This is a genomic window from Streptomyces albospinus (assembly GCF_014648695.1).
GTDB lineage: Bacteria > Actinomycetota > Actinomycetes > Streptomycetales > Streptomycetaceae > Streptomyces > Streptomyces albospinus.
Window position 1 is genome coordinate 100,883 of record NZ_BMRP01000001.1, and the last position, 22,367, is coordinate 123,249.

17 protein-coding genes are annotated in these 22,367 nt (G+C 69.6%); 8 read left to right on the forward strand and 9 right to left on the reverse strand.

All coding sequences use genetic code 11. From position 1 onward, the window contains the following. Positions 1-879, forward strand: an 879-nt coding sequence (locus tag IEZ17_RS00620) for an ATP-binding SpoIIE family protein phosphatase (RefSeq protein ID WP_189295180.1), incomplete at its 5' end; no start/stop codon positions are given. 59 nt (positions 880-938) lie between these two features. Here the strand turns inward: IEZ17_RS00620 and IEZ17_RS00625 are convergent. The 5 genes from IEZ17_RS00625 to IEZ17_RS00645 all read right to left on the reverse strand — a co-directional run bounded on the left by IEZ17_RS00625 (position 939) and on the right by IEZ17_RS00645 (position 6,404). Continuing rightward, entirely contained in the window at positions 939-2,351 is a 1,413-nt protein-coding gene (locus IEZ17_RS00625; RefSeq protein ID WP_189295182.1) for an amidohydrolase family protein, read from the reverse strand. 116 nt (positions 2,352-2,467) lie between these two features. Beyond that, complete coding sequence (locus IEZ17_RS00630) at positions 2,468-3,265, reverse strand: succinate dehydrogenase/fumarate reductase iron-sulfur subunit (RefSeq protein ID WP_189295184.1); 798 nt, start codon at positions 3,263-3,265, stop codon at positions 2,468-2,470. Next, on the reverse strand, positions 3,262-5,199 hold the full coding sequence (locus tag IEZ17_RS00635; protein WP_189295186.1) for a fumarate reductase/succinate dehydrogenase flavoprotein subunit: 1,938 nt from the start codon (positions 5,197-5,199) through the stop codon (positions 3,262-3,264). The genes IEZ17_RS00630 and IEZ17_RS00635 overlap by 4 nt, the downstream gene beginning before the upstream one ends. A gap of 62 nt (positions 5,200-5,261) precedes the next feature. After that, the gene (sdhC, locus tag IEZ17_RS00640; protein ID WP_189295188.1) at positions 5,262-6,089 is read right to left on the reverse strand and encodes a succinate dehydrogenase subunit SdhC; all 828 of its coding nucleotides are present in this window, start codon (positions 6,087-6,089) and stop codon (positions 5,262-5,264) included. Between the two features lie 15 nt (positions 6,090-6,104). After that, positions 6,105-6,404, reverse strand: a complete 300-nt coding sequence (locus IEZ17_RS00645; RefSeq protein WP_189295190.1) for an Rv0250c family protein — start codon at positions 6,402-6,404, stop codon at positions 6,105-6,107. Between the two features lie 388 nt (positions 6,405-6,792). On the opposite strand from IEZ17_RS00645, the gene IEZ17_RS00650 reads away from it, so the two are divergent. The 7 genes from IEZ17_RS00650 (at position 6,793) to IEZ17_RS00680 (ending at position 17,073) form a co-directional block, all read left to right on the forward strand. Continuing rightward, positions 6,793-9,141, forward strand: coding sequence for an ABC transporter family substrate-binding protein (locus IEZ17_RS00650; protein WP_189295192.1), 2,349 nt, complete (start codon positions 6,793-6,795; stop codon positions 9,139-9,141). 184 nt (positions 9,142-9,325) lie between these two features. Then, the gene (typA, locus tag IEZ17_RS00655) at positions 9,326-11,239 is read left to right on the forward strand and encodes a translational GTPase TypA (protein WP_189295194.1); all 1,914 of its coding nucleotides are present in this window, start codon (positions 9,326-9,328) and stop codon (positions 11,237-11,239) included. A 197-nt stretch (positions 11,240-11,436) separates the two neighbouring features. Further along, the gene (locus tag IEZ17_RS00660; RefSeq protein WP_189295196.1) at positions 11,437-13,059 is read left to right on the forward strand and encodes a peptide ABC transporter substrate-binding protein; all 1,623 of its coding nucleotides are present in this window, start codon (positions 11,437-11,439) and stop codon (positions 13,057-13,059) included. Positions 13,060-13,088: 29 nt separating this feature from the next. Beyond that, on the forward strand, positions 13,089-14,012 hold the full coding sequence (locus IEZ17_RS00665; protein ID WP_189295198.1) for an ABC transporter permease: 924 nt from the start codon (positions 13,089-13,091) through the stop codon (positions 14,010-14,012). After that, positions 14,005-14,985: an ABC transporter permease gene (locus IEZ17_RS00670; protein WP_189295200.1), complete on the forward strand. Its 981-nt coding sequence runs from the start codon at positions 14,005-14,007 to the stop codon at positions 14,983-14,985. Before IEZ17_RS00665 ends, IEZ17_RS00670 begins: the two co-directional genes overlap by 8 nt. Positions 14,986-14,996: 11 nt before the next feature. Further along, positions 14,997-16,028 (forward strand): ABC transporter ATP-binding protein, encoded by a 1,032-nt coding sequence (locus tag IEZ17_RS00675; RefSeq protein WP_189295202.1) that lies wholly within the window; start codon positions 14,997-14,999, stop codon positions 16,026-16,028. Continuing rightward, a complete protein-coding gene (locus tag IEZ17_RS00680) occupies positions 16,015-17,073 on the forward strand; it encodes an ABC transporter ATP-binding protein (RefSeq protein ID WP_189295204.1) in 1,059 nt (352 codons plus the stop codon). Before IEZ17_RS00675 ends, IEZ17_RS00680 begins: the two co-directional genes overlap by 14 nt. 74 nt (positions 17,074-17,147) lie before the next feature. Here IEZ17_RS00680 and IEZ17_RS00685 read toward each other — a convergent pair whose 3' ends face one another. The 4 genes from IEZ17_RS00685 to IEZ17_RS00700 all read right to left on the reverse strand — a co-directional run bounded on the left by IEZ17_RS00685 (position 17,148) and on the right by IEZ17_RS00700 (position 22,276). Continuing rightward, positions 17,148-18,290 (reverse strand): ABC transporter ATP-binding protein, encoded by a 1,143-nt coding sequence (locus IEZ17_RS00685; RefSeq protein ID WP_189295207.1) that lies wholly within the window; start codon positions 18,288-18,290, stop codon positions 17,148-17,150. A gap of 12 nt (positions 18,291-18,302) precedes the next feature. Continuing rightward, positions 18,303-19,370 (reverse strand): ABC transporter ATP-binding protein, encoded by a 1,068-nt coding sequence (locus tag IEZ17_RS00690; RefSeq protein ID WP_189295209.1) that lies wholly within the window; start codon positions 19,368-19,370, stop codon positions 18,303-18,305. Between the two features lie 11 nt (positions 19,371-19,381). Next, a complete protein-coding gene (locus IEZ17_RS00695) occupies positions 19,382-20,353 on the reverse strand; it encodes an ABC transporter permease (protein WP_189295211.1) in 972 nt (323 codons plus the stop codon). Between the two features lie 123 nt (positions 20,354-20,476). Next, positions 20,477-22,276: an ABC transporter substrate-binding protein gene (locus IEZ17_RS00700; RefSeq protein WP_189295213.1), complete on the reverse strand. Its 1,800-nt coding sequence runs from the start codon at positions 22,274-22,276 to the stop codon at positions 20,477-20,479. Positions 22,277-22,367: the final 91 nt, after the last annotated feature.

Sequence of the window (22,367 nt, forward strand, 5' to 3'; positions counted from 1 at the left end):
GGCGGCGCGCCCGGCGGGGCCGGGCCGGGCCGCTCGGCCGCTACCGCCGACCTCTCCGAGGTCTACCTCGCCACCTGCGTCTACGCCGTCTACGACCCGATCACCCGGATCTGCACCTTCGCCAACGCCGGGCATCTGCCGCCCGTACTGGTCGAGGAGGGCGAGGACGCGCTGCTGCTCGACGTGCCGCCGGGGATGCCCCTCGGGGTCGGTGGCGAGCCGTTCGAGGAGATCGAGGTCGAGGTGCCGGACGGCGCGCTGCTCGCGCTGTACACGGACGGCCTGGTGGAGTCCCGCGACCACCCGCTGGACGAGGGGTTGCAGGCGTTCCGGATGGCGCTCTCGGAGTCCGGCCGGCCGCTGGAGGACGTCTGCGACCACGTCCTGAGCGCGCTGGACACCCAGCACGGCGAGGACGACATCGCGCTGCTGATGGCCAGGGTGCACGGCCTGCCGAAGGACGCGGTGGGCGACTGGAGCCTGGCGCCGGAGGCCCGTTCGGTCGCCCGCGCCCGTGAGCTGGCCCGCGACCAGCTCACGGACTGGGGGCTCCAGGGCCTGGTCGACACCACGGAGCTGCTGGTCAGCGAGCTGGTGACCAACGCCCTGCGGCACGGCCACGGGGAGATCCGGCTGCGGTTGCTACTGGACCGCACCCTGGTCTGCGAGGTCTGGGACGCGGATCTCGCCCAGCCGCGCCGCCGCCGGGCCCGGGACACCGACGAGGGCGGTCGCGGCCTCCAGCTCGTCGGCCTGCTGAGCGAGCGCTGGGGCAGCCGCCGCACCCCGCGCGGCAAGACCGTATGGTTCGAACTGGCCCTGCCGGACGGGGAGTCGGCGCCGATGGATCCGGCGGAGGCGCTGCTGAGCCTGTTCTGAGCGGGGCCGGTGAATGATCCGGGCCGGTGGAACCTGCCGGGCGCGCGGGCGTTCGGTGGTCAGGCGGTGCGGATGTGGGCCGCCGCCAATTCCGCCTCGTGGACGACGTGTTCGGTGTCGACGTCGACCAGCTCGCCCCGGTGCTTGCGCAGCCGGCCGTCGACGAAGACCTCGCTGACGTTCGGCGGCTGGCCGTTGAGGACGATCTGGCCGGTCCAGTCGAAGCGCGGGGCGAAGTTGAGCGTGCCGGGGTCGAGGACGACGACATCGGCGCGCTTGCCCGGTGTCAGCGACCCGACCCGGTCCGCCATGCCGATGCACTCCGCGCCGCCCAGCGTCGCCATCCGCAGCACGGCCGGGATGGTGGGGTGGATCCCGGCGTCCTCGTGGCGGGCCCGCTGGAGGCCGACCGCCGCCTTCATGAGGTTGAACATGTCCGAGGTGTCATTGGTCCCGCCGTCGTGGCCCAGCCCGGCCCGTACGCGGTGCGCGTGCAGCGCGGGCAGCGGGCAGATGCCGGACGCCAGCCGCATGTTGCTCAGCGGGCAGTGGGCGACCCGGACGTCGTGCTCGCCGGTCAGCGCGATCTCCTCGTCGGTGAGGTGGATCGCGTGGTTCATCAGCAGGTCCGGACCGAAGGCGCCGATCTCGCGGAGCGAGCGGATCGGGTCGTCCTTGCGGTCGTCGCGGTTCTCCAGGACGTGGGAGTTGAGCATCACGCCGAGATCGCGGGCGAGTTCGTGGAGCGTCCGCAGATCCGTGAGCTGCGACATCCCGGCGTGCGCCGCCACCTGGACGGAGGCCAGCGGCAGCCGGTCCAGGAGGTCCTTCTTGACCTTGAGGATGAGATGGGCGTCGGCGGCGCGCTGCGTCGAGGCGTAGACGAAGCGCAGCCCGGCGTCGTCCAGCGCCCGGATGTAGCGCTCGCTGGTGTCGTACGGGATCGGGTGCACCCAGTCGACGACCGTGGTGACGCCCGCCTGGAGGGCGTCGAGGGCGGCGAGATGGACGAACCGGTACATGTCCTGGGCGCCGATCTTCGGCAGGACGGCGCGGTTGCAGTCGGACAGCCAGCCGTTGAGGTCCTCGCCGGAGCAGCCGCCGCGGATGCTGGACTGCCACAGGTGGTTGTGCAGATCGACGAAGCCCGGCAGGACGATCTTGCCGCGGGCGTCCAGGACGCGGGCGCCGGCCGGTGCGTCGAGCCCCCGGCCGACGGCGGCGATGGTGCCGTCCCGCAGCAGCAGGTCGACACCGTTGTCCAGTTGGCCGAGGGGGCCGGCGCCCACCTTCGGGTCCATGGTGAGCACCAGGTCGGCGCCGCGCAGCAGGGTGGTCCGTCCGTGCCCTGGGGCCGCCACCGGTCTCGGGGAGCGGTCCCGATCGAGGTCGGGGAAGCCGGCCGCGGCGGCCAGGGGGACGGTGCCGAGGCCGGCCAGCACCCGCCGCCGGCTCATTTCTGGAAGATTCATTTCGTTTTTATACCGCGCCCGTTCGAACCTGCCGTAAGAATGTTTCCGGCCATGTGGCGCGGCCATGACGTCACGTCAGAAATGTTTCATCCGCAGGCACTTGGCTGCCCGGCCGGTCATTCCGTCCGGCGGCGGATCTTGTTCCCGAGCCACACCAGGGGGTCGTATTTGCGGTCGGCGGCACGCTCCTTCAGCGGGATCAGCGCATTGTCGGTGATCTTGATGTTCTCCGGGCAGACCTCGGTGCAGCACTTGGTGATGTTGCAGTAGCCCAGCCCGTGCTCGTCCTGCGCGGTGCTCTTGCGGTCCAGCCCGGACGCCGGTGCCGCGTCCAGCGGGTGCATGTCGAGCTCGGCGATCCGCATCAGGAAGCGCGGCCCGGCGAAGACGTCCTTGTTCTCCTCGTGGTCGCGCACGACATGGCAGGTGTTCTGGCACAGGAAGCACTCGATGCACTTCCGGAACTCCTGCGACCGGTTCACGTCCTCCTGCTGCATGCGGTACTCGCCGGGGCCCAGGTCCGCCGGCGGGACGAAGGCCGGGATCTCCCGCGCCTTGGTGTAGTTGAACGCGACGTCGGTGACCAGGTCGCGCAGGACCGGGAAGGCCCGCATCGGGGTGACGGTCACCGTCTCCGTGCGGGAGAAGACCGACATCCGGGTCATGCACATCAGTCGCGGGCGCCCGTTGATCTCCGCGCTGCACGAACCGCACTTGCCCGCCTTGCAGTTCCAGCGGACGGCGAGATCGGGCGCCTGGGTCGCCTGGAGGCGGTGGATGATGTCCAGCACCACCTCGCCCTCGTGCACCTCCACCTCGAAGTCCGTCAGTCCGCCGCCGTCCGCGTCGCCCCGCCACACCCGGAAGTGCGCCTGGTACGCGCCGGCCCGCTGGTTCGCCTGCCGCTCGCTCACCGGCTCAGCTCCTCGTCCGTCAGATACTTCACCAGCTCGTCCTTGTCGAAGAGTTCGAGGAGATCGCGGCGGATCGGCGGGGTCTCCCGGCGGGACAGCCGGATCTGCCCGAGCGCCGGGTCCGCCTCACCCGAGTCGGCCCGGGTGTCGGCCAGTTCACAGACCAGATTGACGTTGCGCCAGCGCCGGTCCATGTCCGGATGGTCGTCCCGGGTGTGCCCGCCGCGGCTCTCCTCGCGCTCCAGCGCCGCCCGCGCCACGCACTCGCTGACCAGCAGCATGTTCCGCAGGTCGATGGCCAGGTGCCAGCCGGGGTTGTACTGCCGGTGCCCCTCGACGCCGGCCCGCCGGGCGCGCACCCGCAGTTCGGCCAGCCGCTCCAGCGCCTCGGCCATCTCGCCCTCCCGGCGGATGATGCCGACCAGGTCGTTCATCGACTGCTGGAGCTCCTGGTGCAGGGTGTACGGGTTCTCCGCCGGCCCCCGGTCGGCGTGCTGCCCGCCGCCCTCGGCGCTGAAGGGGCGCAGCGCCTCCGCCTCGGCGGCGTCGATGTCCCGCGGATCGGCGGCCGGCCGGTCGCGCAGCGCCGCCACGTACTCGGCCGCGTAGAGCCCCGCTCGGCGGCCGAAGACCAGCAGGTCGGACAGCGAGTTGCCGCCCAACCGGTTGGAGCCGTGCATACCGCCGGCCACCTCGCCGGCCGCGAACAGCCCCGGCACCCCGGTCGCCGCCGCGCTGTCCGGGTCCACCTCCACCCCGCCCATCACGTAGTGGCAGGTCGGGCCGACCTCCATCGGCTCGGCGGTGATGTCCACGTCCGCCAGTTCCTTGAACTGGTGGTGCATGGACGGCAGCCGGCGCTTGATCACCTCGGCCGGCATCCGCGTCGACACGTCCAGGAACACCCCGCCGTGCGGGGAGCCGCGGCCCGCCTTGACCTCGGCGTTGATGGCGCGCGCCACCTCGTCGCGGGGCAGCAGCTCGGGCGGCCGGCGGTTGTTGTCCGGGTCCTCGTACCAGCGGTCGCCCTCGGCCTCGGTCTGTGCGTACTTCTCCTTGAAGACATCGGGGATGTAGTCGAACATGAAGCGGTTGCCGTCGCTGTTGCGCAGCACGCCGCCGTCACCGCGGACGGACTCGGTGACGAGGATGCCCTTGACGGACGGCGGCCAGACCATCCCGGTCGGATGGAACTGCACGAACTCCATGTTGATCAGCGGTGCCCCGGCGAGCAGCGCCAGCGCGTGCCCGTCCCCGGTGTACTCCCACGAATTCGACGTCACCTTGAAGGACTTGCCGATGCCGCCGGTGGCCAGCACCACCGCCGGCGCCTCCAGGACGAAGAAGCGGCCGGACTCCCGCTGGTAGCAGAAGACCCCGGAGACCCTTCCGTCCTTCTTGAGGACCCGGGTGACGGTGCACTCCTGGAAGACCTTCAGCCCCGCGTCGTACGAGCCGCTGTCGCGCTCGTCCTCCTGCTGGAGCGAGACGATCTTCTGCTGGAGGGTGCGGATCAGCTCCAGGCCGGTACGGTCGCCGACGTGCGCCAGCCGCGGGTATTCGTGGCCGCCGAAGTTGCGCTGCGAGATCCGGCCGTCCGCCGTGCGGTCGAAGAGCGCGCCCCAGGTCTCCAACTCCCATACCCGGTCGGGGGCTTCGCGGGCGTGCAGCTCGGCCATCCGCCACTGGTTGAGGAACTTTCCGCCGCGCATGGTGTCCCGGAAGTGGACCTGCCAGTTGTCGTTCTCGTTGGCGTTGCCCATGCTGGCCGCGATACCGCCCTCGGCCATCACGGTATGGGCCTTGCCGAACAGGGACTTGCAGATCACCGCCGTCCGCATCCCGGCCTCGCGGGCCTCGATGGCGGCGCGCAGCCCGGCGCCGCCCGCGCCCACCACGACCACGTCCCAGGTCTGCCGGTCCACATGCGCCATCAGCGGGCACACCTTTCCTTGGGGTTCCTTGGAGTTGTTTCCGTTGTCCGTGGAGCGTGCCGTCAGAAGAAGCGCGGATCCTCGAACGCTCCGCTGGCCAGCAGGAAGACATAGAAGTCCGCCACCGCCACGCTGATCAGCGAGGCCCAGGCGAGCAGCATGTGGCGCTCGTTCAGCCTGCCGACCCAGCCCCACAGCCGGTAGCGCACCGGGTGCTTGGAGAAGTGCCGCAGCCGGCCGCCGACGATGTGCCGGCAGGAGTGGCAGGAGAGGGTGTACGCCCAGATCAGCACGATGTTGGCGAGGAAGACCAGCGAGCCCAGGCCCATGTGGCCCCAGGCGTAGTGCGCGTCGCGGAAGGTGAGCACCGTGTCGTACGTGAGCACGCCGGCGACCAGCACCGCGAAGTAGAAGAAGTAGCGGTGGATGTTCTGGAGGATCAGCGGGAAGCGGGTCTCACCGGTGTACTTGGCGTGCGGCTCGGCGACCGCGCAGGCCGGCGGCGAGGCCCAGAAGCCGCGGTAGTACGCCTTGCGGTAGTAGTAGCAGGTCAGCCGGAAGCCCAGCGGGAAGATCAGGATCAGCAGCGCCGGCGACAGGCCCCACCAGCTGCCGAGGATCTCCCAGTTGGGGCCGCCGCGCATGGTGTGGCAGTTCTGCGCCAGGCACGGCGAGTAGAACGGCGAGACGTACGGGGCGTGGTAGTAGTCGGCGTTCGAGAAGGCCCGCCAGGTCGAGTAGACGACGAACGCGAGCAGCCCGGCGGCGGTGCCGGCCGGCGCCAGCCACCAGCGGTCGGTGCGCAGATGGCGGGCCGGGATGGCGGCGCGCGAGGTGTCGCGCACGCCGATCGCGTCCGTTTGCGGTGGGGGTTCGATGCCAGTGGCCAACGTCGTTCTCCGTCCTCAGGGCGCGTGCCGGTCCTTGGCGCCCAGGCCCTCGTCCTCGGCGTCCGTCCACAGTGCGGAGTTGTAGGGGGTGTCGGAGACCGGCACCATCTCGTCCTCGGCCTTGCCGGGACGGCCCGGGGGCCCGGCGGCCACGCCCTGCCTCAGCAGCGCCAGGCTCTCGCGCAGATGGTCCGTGTCGCTGCGCACCCGGCGGATGTCCAGCCCGCCGCCGATCCGCGACTCCAGCTTTCCGACTGCCTGGACGAGTCCGTCCAGGCTGCGTTCAACCGCCGTCAAGTCGTCCTGAAGGGACATAACGTGCCCTCACTTTTGCAGGTGTGGTGGGCGATCTCATGCGCCCGAGAGTGTCGCGCGTCACAGTAGGGGTTGGGAAGGGGTCTGGCGCGACTACGACTCGAACCGGTGCGTTTCAGCGAACACGCGCCGTATTGGTTGCCGAACTCCCGTACGAGAGCGCTGGTTCGGGGGTGCGGGCGATGCGCCGTACGCGCCCCCTTGCAGCACCTGGCGGAGCCCGTATTGGGCCGGGCGGGTGGCCTTGCGGGCGGCCGTCGCCGTGTCGGGCGGGAGGGGGCTCGTCGTTCACCTTCAGTAGGGGGCCCATAGATGTGATGAGCCGCAAAGTCGGCCGGACGTGTTGCTGCGGCTCGGTGCGGCGCGGGCGAGCCCGGAGGTAACAGTCATGACCGACCACGTCAGCTCAGGCCGCGCGGCGTGCCGGCGGCGCCGTTATGCCGCGCTCATCGCGGCGGGAGTGCTGCTGCCGATGCCGGCGCTGGCCGGATGCAGTGAGAACGACACCGCGGCGTCCGTCTCCGAGTCCCAGGACATCGCGCCGGCACCGCGCGGGCTGCTGAAGGACGGCGGCACCGTGCGCTGGGCGATCGACGCGGCGCCCGGCACCTTCAACGCCTTCCAGAGCGACGCCGACGCCACCACCGCCCGCATCACCGGCGCCGTGCTGCCCAGCCTGTTCACCATCGACGCCAACGGCCGTCCGCAGCGCAACGCCGACTACCTCGACGCCGCGGACGTCAGCGCCCGCGAACCCAAGCAGGTCGTCACCTACCACCTCAACCCCAAGGCGCAGTGGAGCGACGGGCGGCCCGTCGAGGCCGCCGACTTCCTCGCCCAGTGGAAGGCACTGCGCGGCAGCGACAACGCGTACTGGACCGCCCGCAACGCCGGGTACGACCGCATCGCCAAGGTCGAGGCGGGCGCCGAACCGCACCAGGTCAAGGTCACCTTCGCCCGGCCGTACGCCGACTGGCAGTCGCTCTTCACCCCGCTGTACCCGAAGGGCGTGATGGGCAGCCCGCACGCCTTCAACGACAAGACGCGGGAGCAACTGGCCGTCGGGGCAGGCCCGTTCAGCGTGCAGAAGCAGGACGCCGACCGCGGCTCCGTGACGCTCGTACGGAACCCGAAGTGGTGGGGCGACGCGGCCAAGCTCGACCGGGTGGTGCTGGAGGCGCTGCCCCGCGACAAGCGGGTGGCGGCGCTGTCGGCCGGGACCGTCGACGTCGCCGCGGTCGACCGGGCCGCCGCGCAGCGGGTCGCCGAGGCCGGCGGGAGCGGTGACGCCAAGGGGGCCGACGCCAAGGCCGCGGCCCCGGACCGGGCGGCCGGGCTGCGCGCCTACACCGTCCACAAGGCCCTGGAGCCCGCCTACACCCAGCTCGCCCTGAACGGCGGCGCCGGGCCGCTCTCCGACGACCGGGTGCGCCGCGCGGTGGCCCGCGCCATCGACCGGCAGGCGCTCGCCGACACCGTCCTCAAGCCGCTGGACCTGCCGTCCAGACCGCTCGGCAGCCATCTGCTGATGGCCGGGCAGCACGGCTACGAGGACCACAGCGACGCGCTCGGCGATGCCGACCCGGCGGCGGCCAGGAAGCTGCTCGCCGACGCCGGCTGGAAGCCGGCGGGCGGCAGCGATCCGGAGCGGGCGGGGGAGAAGGCCGGCGCCGGCCGGGCGGTGCCGCCGGACGTGGCGGCCGACGGGAGCGACCAGGGCCACCGGAGCGAGTCCAAGGTGGACCGGCCTCGGACCGGGGCCTCCGCCGACCGGTCCGGCGACGCCTGGTCGGACGGCCGCAACTCGGCGCACGCCGGCCGCGCCCCCGGCCACGGCTCCGCCGCCGGGCGCGGCGTCGAGGAGAGCGGCGACCGCCCGGCCCCCGCCGACGCCCCGCTGTCCTTCACCGGGGCGGTCGGCTCCGAGGTCCAGCAGGCCGCGCTGCTGCGGCAGAGCGCCGCGTTCTACAAGGAGGGGGCGGCCGCGGAGAAGGCGGCGGCGGCCGGGGACACCGGCTCCGCGGCGTACGCGAAGTACAAGCGCTACAAGAAGCGGGCCGCGCAGGCGCTGGGCGCCGCCGAGCTGATCGAGGCCGGGCAGGAGCCCCAGCTGCCCGGCTCCGCCGGCCACGCTGCGGCCCGGCAGATGAGCGTCGAGCGCTCCCCGGAGGCGGCGGCAGCCGGCCGGGCGGACCGGGCGCCGGTGCTGCGCAAGGACGGCCGGCCGCTCACGCTGCGCTTCGTCCTGCCCGACGGGGCCGGGTCCGAGCAGCTGCGCACGGTGGGCCGGCGGATCGCCGGGATGCTCGACAAGATCGGCGTGCAGACCTCGATCCAGCGGGTCCCGGACACCAGCTACTTCCAGGACCACATCGCCTCCGGCGACTACGACCTGGCCCTCTACTCCTGGCCCGGCACCGCCTTCCCGGCGACCGACGCCCGGCCGATCTTCGCCAAGCCGCAGCCCGCACCGGACGGCTCGCTGACCGTCGAGCAGAACTACACCCGGGTCGGCACCGACCACATCGACCAGCTTTTCGACCAGGCCGCCTCCGAGCTGGACGCGGACGCCGCGCGCACCCTGGTCGAGCAGGCCGACGCCCGGATCTGGGCCGCCGCCGGGTCGATTCCGCTGTACCAGCGGCCGGAGCTGGTGGCCACCAGGAAGTCGCTCGCCAACATCGGCGCGTTCGGCTTCGCCTCCCCCCGCTTCCAGGACATCGGCTACAAGAAGTAAAGGCCACACCAGAGGTAACAACCGGTAAGAAACCGCAGGTCAGAGGTGCTGTGTACGGGCTGGGGCGGCCTTTTCCGCCGCAGCCCCGTACCATGGGGTGAGGCCGTGGCGTCGTTATGCCCGGCGGGCGCGCGTACCGGACCGTACGCGCCGCCACCCACGATTCCGGGAGAAGCGCCGCAATATGGCCGTGTCCGCAACACGTCACGACATCCGTAACGTCGCCATCGTCGCCCACGTCGACCACGGCAAGACGACCATCGTCGACGCCATGCTCAAGCAGGCCGGTGCCTTCGCCGCGCACCAGCTCGACTCCGTCGACGACCGCGTCATGGACTCGAACGACCTGGAGCGTGAGAAGGGCATCACGATCCTCGCCAAGAACACCGCGGTGAAGTATCACCCGAAGGACGGCGGGGACCCCATCACGATCAACATCATCGACACCCCCGGCCACGCCGACTTCGGTGGCGAGGTCGAGCGCGGTCTGTCGATGGTGGACGCGGTCGTGCTGCTGGTCGACGCCTCCGAGGGCCCGCTCCCGCAGACCCGCTTCGTGCTCCGCAAGGCCCTCCAGGCCCGGATGCCGGTCATCCTGTGCATCAACAAGACCGACCGCCCGGACTCCCGGATCGACGAGGTCGTCAACGAGACCTACGACCTCTTCCTCGACCTGGACGCAGACGAGGACCAGATCGAGTTCCCGATCGTCTACGCCTGCGGCCGTGACGGCATCGCCTCGCTGACCAAGCCGGAGGACGGCACCGTCCCGGCGGACTCCACCAACCTGGAGCCGTTCTTCTCCACGATCCTGGAGCACGTCCCGGCCCCGAGGTACGAGGAGGACGCGCCGCTCCAGGCCCACGTCACCAACCTCGACGCGGACAACTTCCTCGGCCGTATCGCGCTGCTCCGCGTCGAGCAGGGCGAGCTCCAGAAGGGCCAGACCGTCGCCTGGATCAAGCGCGACGGCACCACCTCCAACGTCCGCATCACCGAGCTGATGATGACCGAGGCGCTCACCCGCAAGCCCGCCGAGAAGGCCGGCCCCGGCGACATCTGCGCGGTCGCCGGTATCCCGGACATCATGATCGGCGAGACGCTGGCCGACCCGGAGAACCCGATCGCGCTGCCGCTGATCACCGTCGACGAGCCGGCGATCTCCATGACCATCGGCACCAACACCTCGCCGCTGGTCGGCCGTGGCGGTACCGGCAAGGGCGCGGAGGCCAAGGCCGCGGTCAAGGACCGCAAGGTCACCGCCCGCCAGGTCAAGGACCGCCTGGAGCGCGAGCTGATCGGTAACGTCTCGCTGCGCGTCCTGGACACCGAGCGCCCCGACGCCTGGGAGGTGCAGGGCCGCGGTGAGCTGGCGCTGGCCATCCTGGTCGAGCAGATGCGCCGCGAGGGCTTCGAGATGACCATCGGCAAGCCGCAGGTCGTCACCAAGGAGGTCGACGGCAAGACCTACGAGCCGGTCGAGCGCATCACGATCGACGTGCCCGAGGAGCACATGGGCGCCGTCACCCAGCTGATGGGCACCCGCAAGGGCCGGATGGACAACATGTCCAACCACGGCTCCGGCTGGGTCCGCATGGAGTTCGTCGTGCCGTCCCGCGGTCTGATCGGCTTCCGTACGGAGTTCCTGACCAACACCCGCGGCACGGGCATCGCGCACTCCATCCACGAGGGCCACGAGCCGTGGTTCGGCCAGCTCCAGACCCGTAACAACGGCTCGCTGGTCGCCGACCGCTCCGGTTCCGTCACCGCCTTCGCGATGACCAACCTCCAGGAGCGCGGTGTGCTCTTCACCGACCCGGGCACCGAGGTGTACGAGGGCATGATCGTCGGTGAGAACTCCCGCTCCGACGACATGGACGTCAACATCACCAAGGAGAAGAAGCTCACCAACATGCGCTCCTCCTCGGCCGACTCGTTCGAGGCGATCGTCCCGCCGCGCAAGCTCTCCCTGGAGCAGTCGCTGGAGTTCTGCCGCGACGACGAGTGCGTCGAGGTCACCCCGGAGGCGGTCCGCATCCGCAAGGTCGTCCTCGACCAGAAGGAGCGCGGTCGCGCGGCGTCCCGCGCCAAGCGGTAATCGCCACTGACGCGTTGAAGCGCCCCGCCGGACTTCGGTCCGGCGGGGCGCTTCCGTCATCCGGGCGGTTTCTCGGGATTTCGGAGCAGCGGCGGTCGGCTCCGGAGTGCGATACGTGCTGGTTTGGGCTCTGATGTGGGCTACGTGTGGTCCCTGTGGCTACGTGTGACCCCGGAGTCCGGACCAAAGGAGACGCCATGCGCAGAGCCGTGCGCGCGAAGTGGGCCGTATGCGCTGGAGCCGTCGCCCTGGCGGCCACGGGCTGCGGGGGCGGGGGCGGGGGCACGGACACCTCCGGGGTGGTGAGCTCCTCCTGGGGGGACCCGCAGAACCCGCTGGAGCCGGCGAACACCAATGAGGTGCAGGGCGGCAAGGTCCTGGAAATGCTGATGCGCGGGCTCAAGCGCTACAACCCGAAGACCGGGGCCGCGGAGAACGTCATCGCCGACCGGATCGAGACGAAGGACGCACAGAACTACACGGTGACGCTGAAGCCCGGCTGGACCTTCAGCAACGGCGAGAAGGTCACCGCGAAGTCGTTCGTGGACGCCTGGAATTACGGGGCGCTGCTGGACAACAAGCAGAAGAACGCGGCGTTCTTCCAGTACATCGACGGCTACGACCGGGTCCATCCGGACCATGGCACGGCCACCGCCAAGACCCTGTCCGGGCTGGCGGTGAAGGACGACAAGACCTTCACCGTCAAGCTCAACCAGAAGTTCTCCAGCTGGCCGGACACCCTGGGCTATTCGGCGTTCATGCCGCTGCCGCAGGCGTTCTTCCAGCAGCACGACGCATGGCTGAAGAAGCCGATCGGCAACGGCCCGTACCTGGTGGATTCGTACACCAAGGGCACCGTGCTGAAGATGCGGAAGTGGAAGAAGTACCCGGGTTCGGACCCGGCGCGGAACGGCGGGATCGATCTGCGGGTCTACACCGACAACAACACCGCCTACACCGATCTCCAGGCGGGCAATCTCGACCTGGTGGACGACATTCCCGCCGCACAGCTCAAGAACGTGAAGAAGGACCTGGGGAACCGGTACATCAATCAGCCGGCCGGGATCATCCAGACCATCACCTTCCCCATGTACGACCCGAAATGGGGCCGGCCGGGGATGGAGAAGGTGCGCCGCGGCATCTCGATGGCGATCGACCGGCAGCAGATCACCAAGGAGATCTTCCAGAACACCCGGACACCGGCGAGCGACTGGACCTCACCGGTGCTGGGCGTCCAAGGCGGCTTCAAGGAAGGGCTGTGCGGCGACGCCTGCGTGTTCGACGCGGTCAAGGCACGGCAGCTCATCCAGGAGGGCGGCGGCCTGCCCGGCGGCCGGATGACCATCACGTACAACGCGGACACCGGCTCGCACAAGGACTGGGTCGACGCGGTGTGCAACAGCATCAACAAGACGTTGGGGAACGACAAGGCGTGCGTCGGGGACCCGGTCGGGACCTTCGCGGACTTCCGGAACAAGATCAGCGCGAGAGCGCTGACCGGGCCGTTCCGGGCCGGCTGGCAGATGGACTACCCGCTGATCCAGAACTTCCTCCAGCCGCTGTACTACACCAACGCCTCGTCCAACGACGGGAAGTTCAGCGACCCCGGATTCGACAAACTCGTCAACGAGGCCAATGCGGCACCGGACACCCGCCAGGCCGTGCTCACGTTCCAGCAAGCGGAGAAGATCCTGGCCGAGCAGATGCCGGCCATTCCGCTGTGGTACCAGAACGGCAGCGGCGGCTATTCGGAGCGCATCAGCAATGTGTCGTTGAATCCCTTCAGCGTGCCGGTCTACAACGAGATCAAGGCCGGCTGAGCCGGTTGACCGTGAAGTGAGGCTCGCTCATGGGACGTTATGTGATCCGGCGGCTGCTCCAGATGATCCCGGTCTTCATCGGCAGTACGTTTCTGATCTTCTTCATGGTCTATGCGCTGGGCGACCCGGTCGCCGCGATGTTCGGCGACCGGGCGCCGGACCCGGCCACCGCCGCGCAGATCCGCCACGACCTCTATCTCGACCAGCCGTTGTGGAGGCAGTATCCGCACTACATGGGGCAGATCTTCCAGGGGAATTTCGGCACCGCGTTCAACGGTCAGTCGGTCACCGAGCTGATGTCCACGGCCTTTCCGGTCACCCTCCGGCTGACCATCGTCGCGATTGTGATCGAGATGATCGTGGGCATTGTGCTGGGGGTGTTCAGCGGGCTGCGGCGCGGCCGGGGGGTGGACACCAGCGTGCTGGTCCTCACCCTCGTCGTCGTCTCGATCCCGACGTTCGTCAGCGGATATCTGCTCCAGTTCGTGTTCGGCGTGAAATGGGAATGGGCCGCGCCGACCGTTGCGACCGAGGCGCCGCTCAACCAACTCCTGCTTCCCGGGCTGGTCCTGGCGCTGGTCTCGCTGGCCTATGTCACCCGGCTGACCCGGACCTCGATCGCGGAGAACGCCCGCGCCGACTACGTCCGCACGGCCATCGCCAAGGGCCTGCCCCGGCGCCGGGTCATCACCCGCCATCTGCTGCGGAATTCGCTGATCCCGGTCGTCACCTTCATCGGCACCGACATCGGCGCGCTGATGGGCGGCGCCATCGTCACCGAGCGCATCTTCAACATCCACGGCGTCGGCTACCAGCTCTACCAGGGCATCCTCCGGCAGAACTCGCCGACGGTGGTGGGCTTCGTGACGATCCTGGTGCTGGTGTTCCTGATCGCCAACCTGCTGGTCGACCTGCTGTACGCCGTCCTCGACCCGAGGATCCGCTATGCCTGAGAGCTACGTCCCCAAGGAAGCCATCGGCCACGGCGACGGCGGGACCGCCGCCCTGGCCATGGGCGAGGCGGAATCGCTGGAGCGCGCGCCCGCCGCCGGCCGGCCACCCGGCGGCGAACCCACCGGCAAGCCCCGCAGCCTGTGGAGCGACGCCTGGCACGACCTGCGCCGCAACCCGGTCTTCGTGGTCTCCGCGCTGGTCATCGTCTTCCTCGTGGTCATCGCCATCTGGCCGCAGCTGATCGCCACCGGCAACCCGTACCGCGCCGACCTGGCCAAGGCGCAGGAGGGCGCCGCGCCCGGCCACCCCTTCGGCTACGACACCCAGGGCCGGGACGTCTACACCCGGGTCGTCTACGGCGCCCGCGCCTCCATCACCGTCGGCACCTGCGCCACCGCCGGCGCCGCCCTGCTGGGCAGCCTGCTCGGCGGGCTGGCCGGCTTCTTCGGCGGCTGGTGGGACACCTTGCTCTCCCGCCTCGCCGACATCTTCTTCGGCATCCCGGTGCTGCTCGGCGGCCTGGTCTTCCTGTCCGTCGTCACCAGCACCACCGTCTGGCCGGTGGTCGGCTTCATCGTGCTGCTCGGCTGGCCGCAGATCGGCCGGATCGCCCGCGGCTCCGTCGTCACCGCCAAGCAGAACGACTACGTGCAGGCCGCACGGGCGCTGGGCGCGGGCAACGGGCGGATGCTGCTGCGGCACATCGCGCCGAACGCCGTCGCCCCGGTGATCGTCGTCGCCACCATCGCGCTCGGTACGTACATCGCGCTGGAGGCCACCCTGTCCTACCTCGGCGCGGGCCTCAAACCCCCCACCGTCTCCTGGGGCATCGACATCTCCACCGCCTCGACCTACATCCGCAACGCACCGCACATGCTGCTGTGGCCCGCGGGCGCGCTGAGCATCACGGTGCTGGCGTTCATCATGCTCGGCGACGCGGTGCGCGACGCCCTCGACCCCAAGTTGCGCTGAGGAGGCGGCAGATGACGAACGGCGGTGTGCGGCACGGCGAGCCCCTGCTGGACGTCCGGGACCTGCGGGTGGAGTTCCGCACCCGGGACGGGGTGGCCAGGGCCGTCAACGGCGTCAGCTACACCGTGGCGGCCGGGCAGACGCTGGCGGTGCTCGGCGAGTCCGGTTCCGGAAAGTCCGTCACCGCCCAGGCCGTGATGGGCATCCTCGACTCCCCGCCGGGCTTCGTGACCGGCGGCGAGATCCTCTTCCAGGGACGCGATCTGCTCAAGCTGGGCAAGGAGGAGCGGCGCAAGGTCCGCGGCGCCAGGATGGCGATGATCTTCCAGGACGCGCTGTCCTCGCTGAACCCGGTCCTCACCGTCGGCGCGCAGCTGGGGGAGATGTTCGAGGTCCACGAGGGGATGTCCCGCAAGAAGGCCCGCGGCCGGGCCGTGGAGCTGATGGAGCGGGTCGGAATCCCGGCGGCGCGGGAGCGGGTGGGGGACTATCCGCACCAGTTCTCGGGCGGGATGCGCCAGCGCATCATGATCGCGATGGCGCTGGCGCTGCGCCCCGACCTGATCATCGCCGACGAGCCGACCACGGCCCTGGACGTCACCGTGCAGGCGCAGGTGATGGATCTGCTCGCCGAGCTCCAGCGCGAGTTCACCATGGGACTCATCCTGATCACCCACGACCTGGGCGTGGTCGCCGATGTCGCCGACACCATCGCCGTGATGTACGCGGGCCGGATCGTCGAGACCGCCCCCGTCCACCAGCTCTACAAGGCGCCCGCGCACCCGTACACCCGCGGCCTGCTGGAGTCCATCCCGCGCCTGGGCCACAAGGGCCGGGAACTCTACGCGATCAAGGGCCTGCCCCCGAACCTGACCGCCATCCCACCGGGCTGCGCCTTCCACCCCCGCTGCCCGCTGGCCCGCGACATCTGCCGTACGGATCCGCCGCCGCTCTACGAGGCGGGCCCGGACCGGGCCAGCGCCTGCCACTTCTGGAGAGAGACCCTCGACGGCGGAAAGGAGATCTTCGATGGCGCCCGGTGACCCCGCATCCGTTCCCGCACCCGAACCCCTCCTCGAAGTCCGCGACCTGGTCAAGCACTTCCCGCTCACCCAGGGCGTGCTGTTCAAGAAGCAGGTGGGCGCCGTCAAGGCGGTCGACGGGATCTCCTTCGACCTCCACCGGGGCGAAACCCTCGGCATCGTCGGCGAATCGGGCTGCGGGAAGTCCACCGTCGCCCGGATGCTGGTGGGGCTGGAGCGGCCGACGGCGGGTCAGATCCGGTACCGCGGGCAGGACATCACCCGGCTCTCCGGGCGCGCGCTGAAGGCCGTGCGCCGCAACATCCAGATGGTGTTCCAGGACCCCTACACCTCCCTGAACCCCCGGATGACGGTCGGCGACATCATCGGCGAGCCCTACGAGATCCACCCCGAGGTCGCACCCAGGGGAGACCGCCGGCGCAAGGTCCAGGAACTCCTCGAAGTCGTCGGGCTCAACCCCGAGTTCATCAACCGCTATCCGCACCAGTTCTCCGGCGGCCAGCGCCAGCGCATCGGCATCGCCCGGGGCCTGGCCCTCCGCCCGGAGATCATCGTCGCCGACGAGCCGGTCTCCGCCCTCGACGTCTCCGTACAGGCCCAGGTCGTCAACCTCCTGGCGCGCCTCCAGAGCGACTTCGACATCTCCTACGTCTTCATCGCGCACGACCTCTCCGTCGTCCGCCACATCTCCGACCGGGTCGCGGTGATGTACCTGGGCCGGATCGCCGAGACCGGCACCGGCGAGCAGATCTACGACCACCCGACCCACCCGTACACCCAGGCGCTGCTCTCCGCCGTCCCGGTCCCCGACCCCGAGGCCCGCGAGCACCGCGAGCGCATCCTGCTGACCGGCGACGTCCCCTCCCCGGCGCACCCGCCGTCCGGCTGCCGCTTCCGCACCCGCTGCTGGAAGGCCCAGGAGCTGTGCGCACAGGTCGAGCCGCCGCTCGAAGTCCCCACGGAATTCCGGGAGTCGACGGGACCGGCGCACCATCCCTCGGCCTGCCACTTCGCGGAGGAGCGGCGGGTGGTGCCGGACGCGTAGGCGGCCGGCGAACGCCGCGGAGCCCGCCTCCCCGACGGGGAAGCGGGCTCCGGTACGTGCGCAGCGCGGCGGGCTCAGTCGTCCGCGCCGTCCTCCCCGGCCGGTGCCGCACCCTCCTCGATCGCCGCCAGCGCCGGGTCCAGGACGATGTCCTCGCCCCGGGACACGGTCGTCGGCTCCTCCGGGAAGTGGCAGGCGGTCAGGTGGCCGGCCGCGTTGCCGCCGAGCTGCACCAGCGGCGGCTCCTCCGTCGCGCACTTCTCCTGCGCCTTCCAGCAGCGGGTGCGGAACCGGCAGCCGGACGGCGGGTTGACGGGGGAGGGGACGTCGCCGGCGAGCCGGATCCGCTCGCGGTCCTCCTCGCCGTCCTCCGCGAGCTTCGCCTCGGGGACGGCCGAGAGCAGCGCGTGGGTGTACGGGTGGCGCGGCCGGTTGTAGATCTCGTCGCGGGTGCCCACCTCGACGATCTTGCCGAGGTACATCACCGCGACCCGCTCGCTGAAGTGCCGCACGATCGCCAGGTCGTGGGCGATGAACACGAACGCGATGCCCAGCTCGCGCTGGAGGTCCTGGAGCAGGTTGACGACCTGCGCCTGGATGGAGACGTCCAGCGCCGAGACCGGCTCGTCCGCGACGATCAGCTTGGGCTCCAGGGCGAGCGCGCGGGCCACGCCGATGCGCTGCCGCTGGCCGCCGGAGAACTCGTGCGGGAAGCGGTTGTAGTGCTCGGGGTTGAGGCCTACGGTTTCGAGGAGTTCGCGGACCCGCTTCTCCCGGCCGCCGGGCGGGTTGATCCCGTTGATCTCCATCGGGCCGCCGATGATGGTGCCCACCGTCTGCCGCGGGTTGAGCGAGGCATACGGGTCCTGGAAGATCATCTGGATCTCGGAGCGGATCGGCGCCAGTTCCTTGCGGTTGGCGTGTGTGATGTCCTGACCCCGGTACGTGATCTTGCCGGCGGTGGGCTCCGTGAGCCGGGTGAGCAGCCGCCCGGTGGTGGACTTGCCGCAGCCGGATTCGCCGACCAGGCCGAAGCTCTCGCTCGCGTGCACGGTGAGGTCGACCCCGTCGACCGCCTGCACCGCACCGACCTTCCGCCTGAACGGGAAGCCGCCGTAGATCGGGAAGTGCATGGTGAGACCCTCTGCGGTGAGCAGCGGCTCGCCGGGGGAGGGCGCGGTGGCGCGGGGCGCGGGGAGGGTGACGTTGTCTGTCATGGTGGTGGCTCCCTAGCCCAGCCGGGGCTTGATCTGCTCGGTGAAGAGGGTCTGCTTCTGCTCGCTGCCGAGGTGGCACGCCGCGGCCCGGCCCGGCGCCAGCGCCGGCCGCTCGTCGCCGCAGCGGGTGCCGCCGACCTCGCCGGTGAAGCCGCAGCGCGGGTTGAACGCGCAGCCCGACGGCGGGTTGAGCAGGCTCGGCGGCGAGCCCGGGATCGGGTGCAGCGCCTCGCTGACGTCCGAGGAGAGCCGCGGCATGGAGCTCAACAGGCCCCAGGTGTACGGGTGCTGGGGTTCGGTCAGGATCTCCTTGACCGAACCGCGCTCCACCGCCCGGCCCGCGTACATCACCAGGAGGTCGTCCGCGGTGTTGGCGACCACCCCGAGGTCGTGGGTGATCAGGATGATCGCGGAGCCGAACTCCTGCTGGAGGTCCTTGAGAAGGTCCAGGATCTGCGCCTGGACGGTGACGTCCAGGGCGGTGGTCGGCTCGTCGGCGATCAGCAGCTCCGGGTTGCAGACCAGCGCCATGGCGATCATGGCGCGCTGGCGCATACCGCCCGAGAACTGGTGCGGGTAGTCGTCCACCCGCAGAGTGGGCTGCGGGATGCCGACCTTGGTGAGCATCTCGATCGCGCGCTGCCGGCCCTCGCGCTTGCTCGCGCCGGTGTGCTTGATGAACGGCTCGGCGATCTGCCGGCCGACGGTGTAGTACGGCGACAGGGCGGTCAGCGCGTCCTGGAAGATCATCGCCATCTTGTTGCCCCGGAGCTTCTCCAGGGTCTTCTCCTTGGCGCCGGTCAGCTCCTGGCCTTCCAGGTGGATCTCACCGGTGATCTCGGTGGACTTGGGGTTGTGCAGCCCCAGCACCGCGAGGTTGGTGACGGACTTGCCGGAGCCCGACTCGCCGACGATGCCCAGGGTCTGGCCGCGCTCCAGGTCGAAGGAGAGGCCGTCGACCGCCTTGACGATGCCGTCCTCGGTGGAGAACCGGATGTGCAGGTCGCGGACGGAGAGGAAGGGGTCCGAACCGGATCCGTTCGGGGCCGGCTTCTCCTCGGTCTTGGGGGGTGTGGTCACGTCAGGCTCTCCTAGGACAGGCGCACGCGCGGGTCGATGAACGCGTACGTCGCATCCACGATGATGTTGAACACCAGGATCAGGGCGGCGCTGAAGATCAGCACGCCCATCACCATGGGCAGGTCGAGGGTTTTGACGGAGTCGATCGCGAGCCTGCCAAGCCCCGCCAGCTGGAAGGTGTATTCGGTGATCATCGCGCCGCCGAACAGCGAGCTCAGATCGATGCCGAGGATGGTGACGATCGGGATCAGCGAACCGCGCCAGGCGTACCGCAGGAAGACGTAACGCGCCGGCATGCCCTTCGCCTTGGCCGTGCGGACGTGCTCTTCCTGGAGCTGCTCGATCATCGTCGAGCGTGCCATACGGGTGTACTGCGCGGTGAAGATCGTCGACATCACCAGCCACGGGATCAGCAGGCCCATGAACCAGCTGGCCGGATTGCTGGTCAGGTTCACGTACTTGGGCGCGGCCATGATCCCGCTGTAGACGAAGATGCCCAGCACGATCGGCCCGAGGATGTAGATCTGCACCGAGCTGAGGACCATCGACGCGCCGGTGACGGTCTTGTCCAGCAGCGTGCCGCGCTTCCAGGCGGCGAGCAGACCGGCGCCCAGGCCGATGACCAGGAACGCGACCGCACCGCCGATGGCCAGCGACGCCGTGGTGGGCAGCCGGTCGATCATCGTCGACCAGACGTCCTGCTTGGTGGCGAACGAGTAGCCGAAGCAGGGAGCGGAGCAGTGGCCGAGGGTGAAGTCCCGGCCGGCGAAGATGCCGACGAGGAAGTGCCAGTACTGGACCGGCACGGGCTGGTCGAGGCCCAGGTTCTGGTGGATCAGCGCGATGTTGTCGGCGGTGCAGTTCTTGCCGCAGGCCAGCGTCGCGGGATCACCTACGGAGAAGAAGATGAAGAACGTGAAGGCGCTCAGCAGGACGAGGGTGATGATCGCGCCGAACGTCCGGCGAAGGAGAAAAGGAAGCATGACAGTTCGCTGCTCTCAGGACGGCGGCTGCTGTGGGGTGAGGGGTGGCGGGAAGGCCCCGGAGGGCGCGCGCCCCGCCGTGCGCGCGCGCTCCGGTGTGCCTTCGTGCGGTGTTCGCTTCGCTTACTTCTTGACGAACAGCGTGTTCACGTCGAGGTAGCCGGCCTCGATGTTGTAGCGGATGCCACCGATCTTCGAGCCGTACAGCTGGAGCACCTTGGTGTAGTAGATCGGGCTGGCCGGGTCGACCTTCTCCACGATGTAGTGGTGCAGCTGCTGCCACGCCTCGGTCTGCTTCTTCGCGTCCGTCATCTGCTTGATCTTGTCGATCTCGTCGCTGATGTGCTGGTCGCGGACGTGCGAGTAGTTGGACGAGCCGTCCTGGATGGTGCGGCCGTCGTAGGACGGCGGGATCACCGTGGAGGCGTCCGCCCAGTCCTGGCCCCAGCCGGTCATGTAGATGTCGAAGCCGTTGTCGACCTTGCCCATCTGCTGGTACCAGGAGGCCGCGTCGACCTCCTTCTTCTGCACGTTGAAGCCGGCCTTGCCCAGTGCGTCGGCGATGGCGACGGCTTCCTGCTGCCGGATCTCGGTGTTGGCGTAGGCGTAGACGAGCTTCATGCCCGTCTTGCCGGCTTCCTTGAGGAGCTGCTTGGCCTTCTCCGGGTCGCCGTTGGGCTTCTTCAGCTTCCCGTAGGGGTCGTAGCCCTTCTCGTAGCCCGCGACGGTCGGGGAGAACAGACCGCCGGCGTTCTCACCGCCGTAGCTGCCGCCGTTGATCCGGACGATCTGGGCGTTCGGCATGGCGTAGGTGATGGCGTCACGGATCCGCTTGTCCTTGATGCGGTCCATGTTCATGTTCATCTGCCAGACGTAGACCGCGTAGCCCTGCACCAGACGCTTGCTGGCGCTGGCATCGGTCAGGACCTGCCGGGTCAGCGACGGCTCCACGAGGTTGGAGAAGCCGATCGCGGTCTTGTCGCCGCCCTGATCGGCCATCAGCCGCTTGGTGTAGTCCGAGTACTGGTGGTTGAAGCTGATGCTGAAGCCGTCGGGGTACTGCTGGCGCACCGGGTCGGTCTTCGGGTCCCAGTTGGTGTTCCTCACCAGCTGCATGGACTTGCCGGACTTGAAGTCCGCGATCTTGTACGGGCCGGCGCAGACCGGCGCGACGTCGTACTTGTCCTTGGTGTCCTTGTCGCTGTCCGGAACGGCGCTGTAGCCCGCCTCTGCCAGGGCGTAGGGCAGCTGCGTCTGCGGGTCCTTGAAGTGGAAGACGATGGTCTTGTCGTCCGGGGTGTCCAGGACGGACTTGGGCAGGTGGTCGCCCTTGTACGGACCGTCCGGCAGCGCCTTGCGGTAGGTCGTGCCCGCACCTGACAGCCACTGCTGGACGTAGGTCGGGCCCTCGGTGATGAACGACGCGTACTGGCGCTCGATGGTGTGCCGGATGTCCTTCGAGGTTATCGGCTTGCCGTCCTCGAACTTGATGCCGTCCTTGAGCGTGTACTTCCAGGTCTTGCCGCCGTCGGACATCTGGCCGGCATCGGTGGCGAGGTCGCCGACGAGCGTCTGGTTGCCCTTGTCGTCCTGCTTGTACGTGGTCAGGCCGCGGAAGATCAGCTTGGCCAGCTGGCGCATGTCGCTGACGTACATCTGGGCGGGGTCGAGGTGGTTGAAACTGTCCCGCTGGTAGACGGTGATCGTGCCGCCGGTCTGCGCGCCTGCAACGGGGGCGGCGGGGCCCTTGGACTGGTCGGAGGTGCCGAGCGGCACCACCTTCGCCTGGCCTGCGGCGTCCTTGTCCGTCTGCGACTTGTCCTTGCCGGTACCGCCGCCGCTGCTGCAACCGGTGAGCGCGAGCGAACCGGCCGCCAGGGCGGCGATCACCGCGCCGGCTCTACGCGTGGAGAGTGCGTTCATGAGGATTCAAGCACCTGCCTGTCAGTTGTTGTCCAGATGTGCTGTCGGACGCTTCCGGTGAGAACCGGGCGTGGTGGGGGTGACAGCAGGC

Excerpts from the sequence above, each read along its gene's own strand:
- typA (WP_189295194.1), top strand. The coding sequence starts at position 9,326 with ATGGCCGTGTCCGCAACACGTCACGACATCCGTAACGTCGCCATCGTC.
- IEZ17_RS00685 (WP_189295207.1), bottom strand. The coding sequence starts at position 18,290 with ATGACAGACAACGTCACCCTCCCCGCGCCCCGCGCCACCGCGCCCTCC.
- IEZ17_RS00675 (WP_189295202.1), top strand. The coding sequence starts at position 14,997 with ATGACGAACGGCGGTGTGCGGCACGGCGAGCCCCTGCTGGACGTCCGG.
- IEZ17_RS00645 (WP_189295190.1), bottom strand. The coding sequence starts at position 6,404 with ATGTCCCTTCAGGACGACTTGACGGCGGTTGAACGCAGCCTGGACGGA.
- IEZ17_RS00665 (WP_189295198.1), top strand. The coding sequence starts at position 13,089 with ATGGGACGTTATGTGATCCGGCGGCTGCTCCAGATGATCCCGGTCTTC.
- IEZ17_RS00680 (WP_189295204.1), top strand. The coding sequence starts at position 16,015 with ATGGCGCCCGGTGACCCCGCATCCGTTCCCGCACCCGAACCCCTCCTC.
- IEZ17_RS00660 (WP_189295196.1), top strand. The coding sequence starts at position 11,437 with ATGCGCAGAGCCGTGCGCGCGAAGTGGGCCGTATGCGCTGGAGCCGTC.
- IEZ17_RS00670 (WP_189295200.1), top strand. The coding sequence starts at position 14,005 with ATGCCTGAGAGCTACGTCCCCAAGGAAGCCATCGGCCACGGCGACGGC.
- IEZ17_RS00650 (WP_189295192.1), top strand. The coding sequence starts at position 6,793 with ATGACCGACCACGTCAGCTCAGGCCGCGCGGCGTGCCGGCGGCGCCGT.
- IEZ17_RS00700 (WP_189295213.1), bottom strand. The coding sequence starts at position 22,276 with ATGAACGCACTCTCCACGCGTAGAGCCGGCGCGGTGATCGCCGCCCTG.
- IEZ17_RS00625 (WP_189295182.1), bottom strand. The coding sequence starts at position 2,351 with ATGAATCTTCCAGAAATGAGCCGGCGGCGGGTGCTGGCCGGCCTCGGC.
- IEZ17_RS00695 (WP_189295211.1), bottom strand. The coding sequence starts at position 20,353 with ATGCTTCCTTTTCTCCTTCGCCGGACGTTCGGCGCGATCATCACCCTC.
- IEZ17_RS00635 (WP_189295186.1), bottom strand. The coding sequence starts at position 5,199 with ATGGCGCATGTGGACCGGCAGACCTGGGACGTGGTCGTGGTGGGCGCG.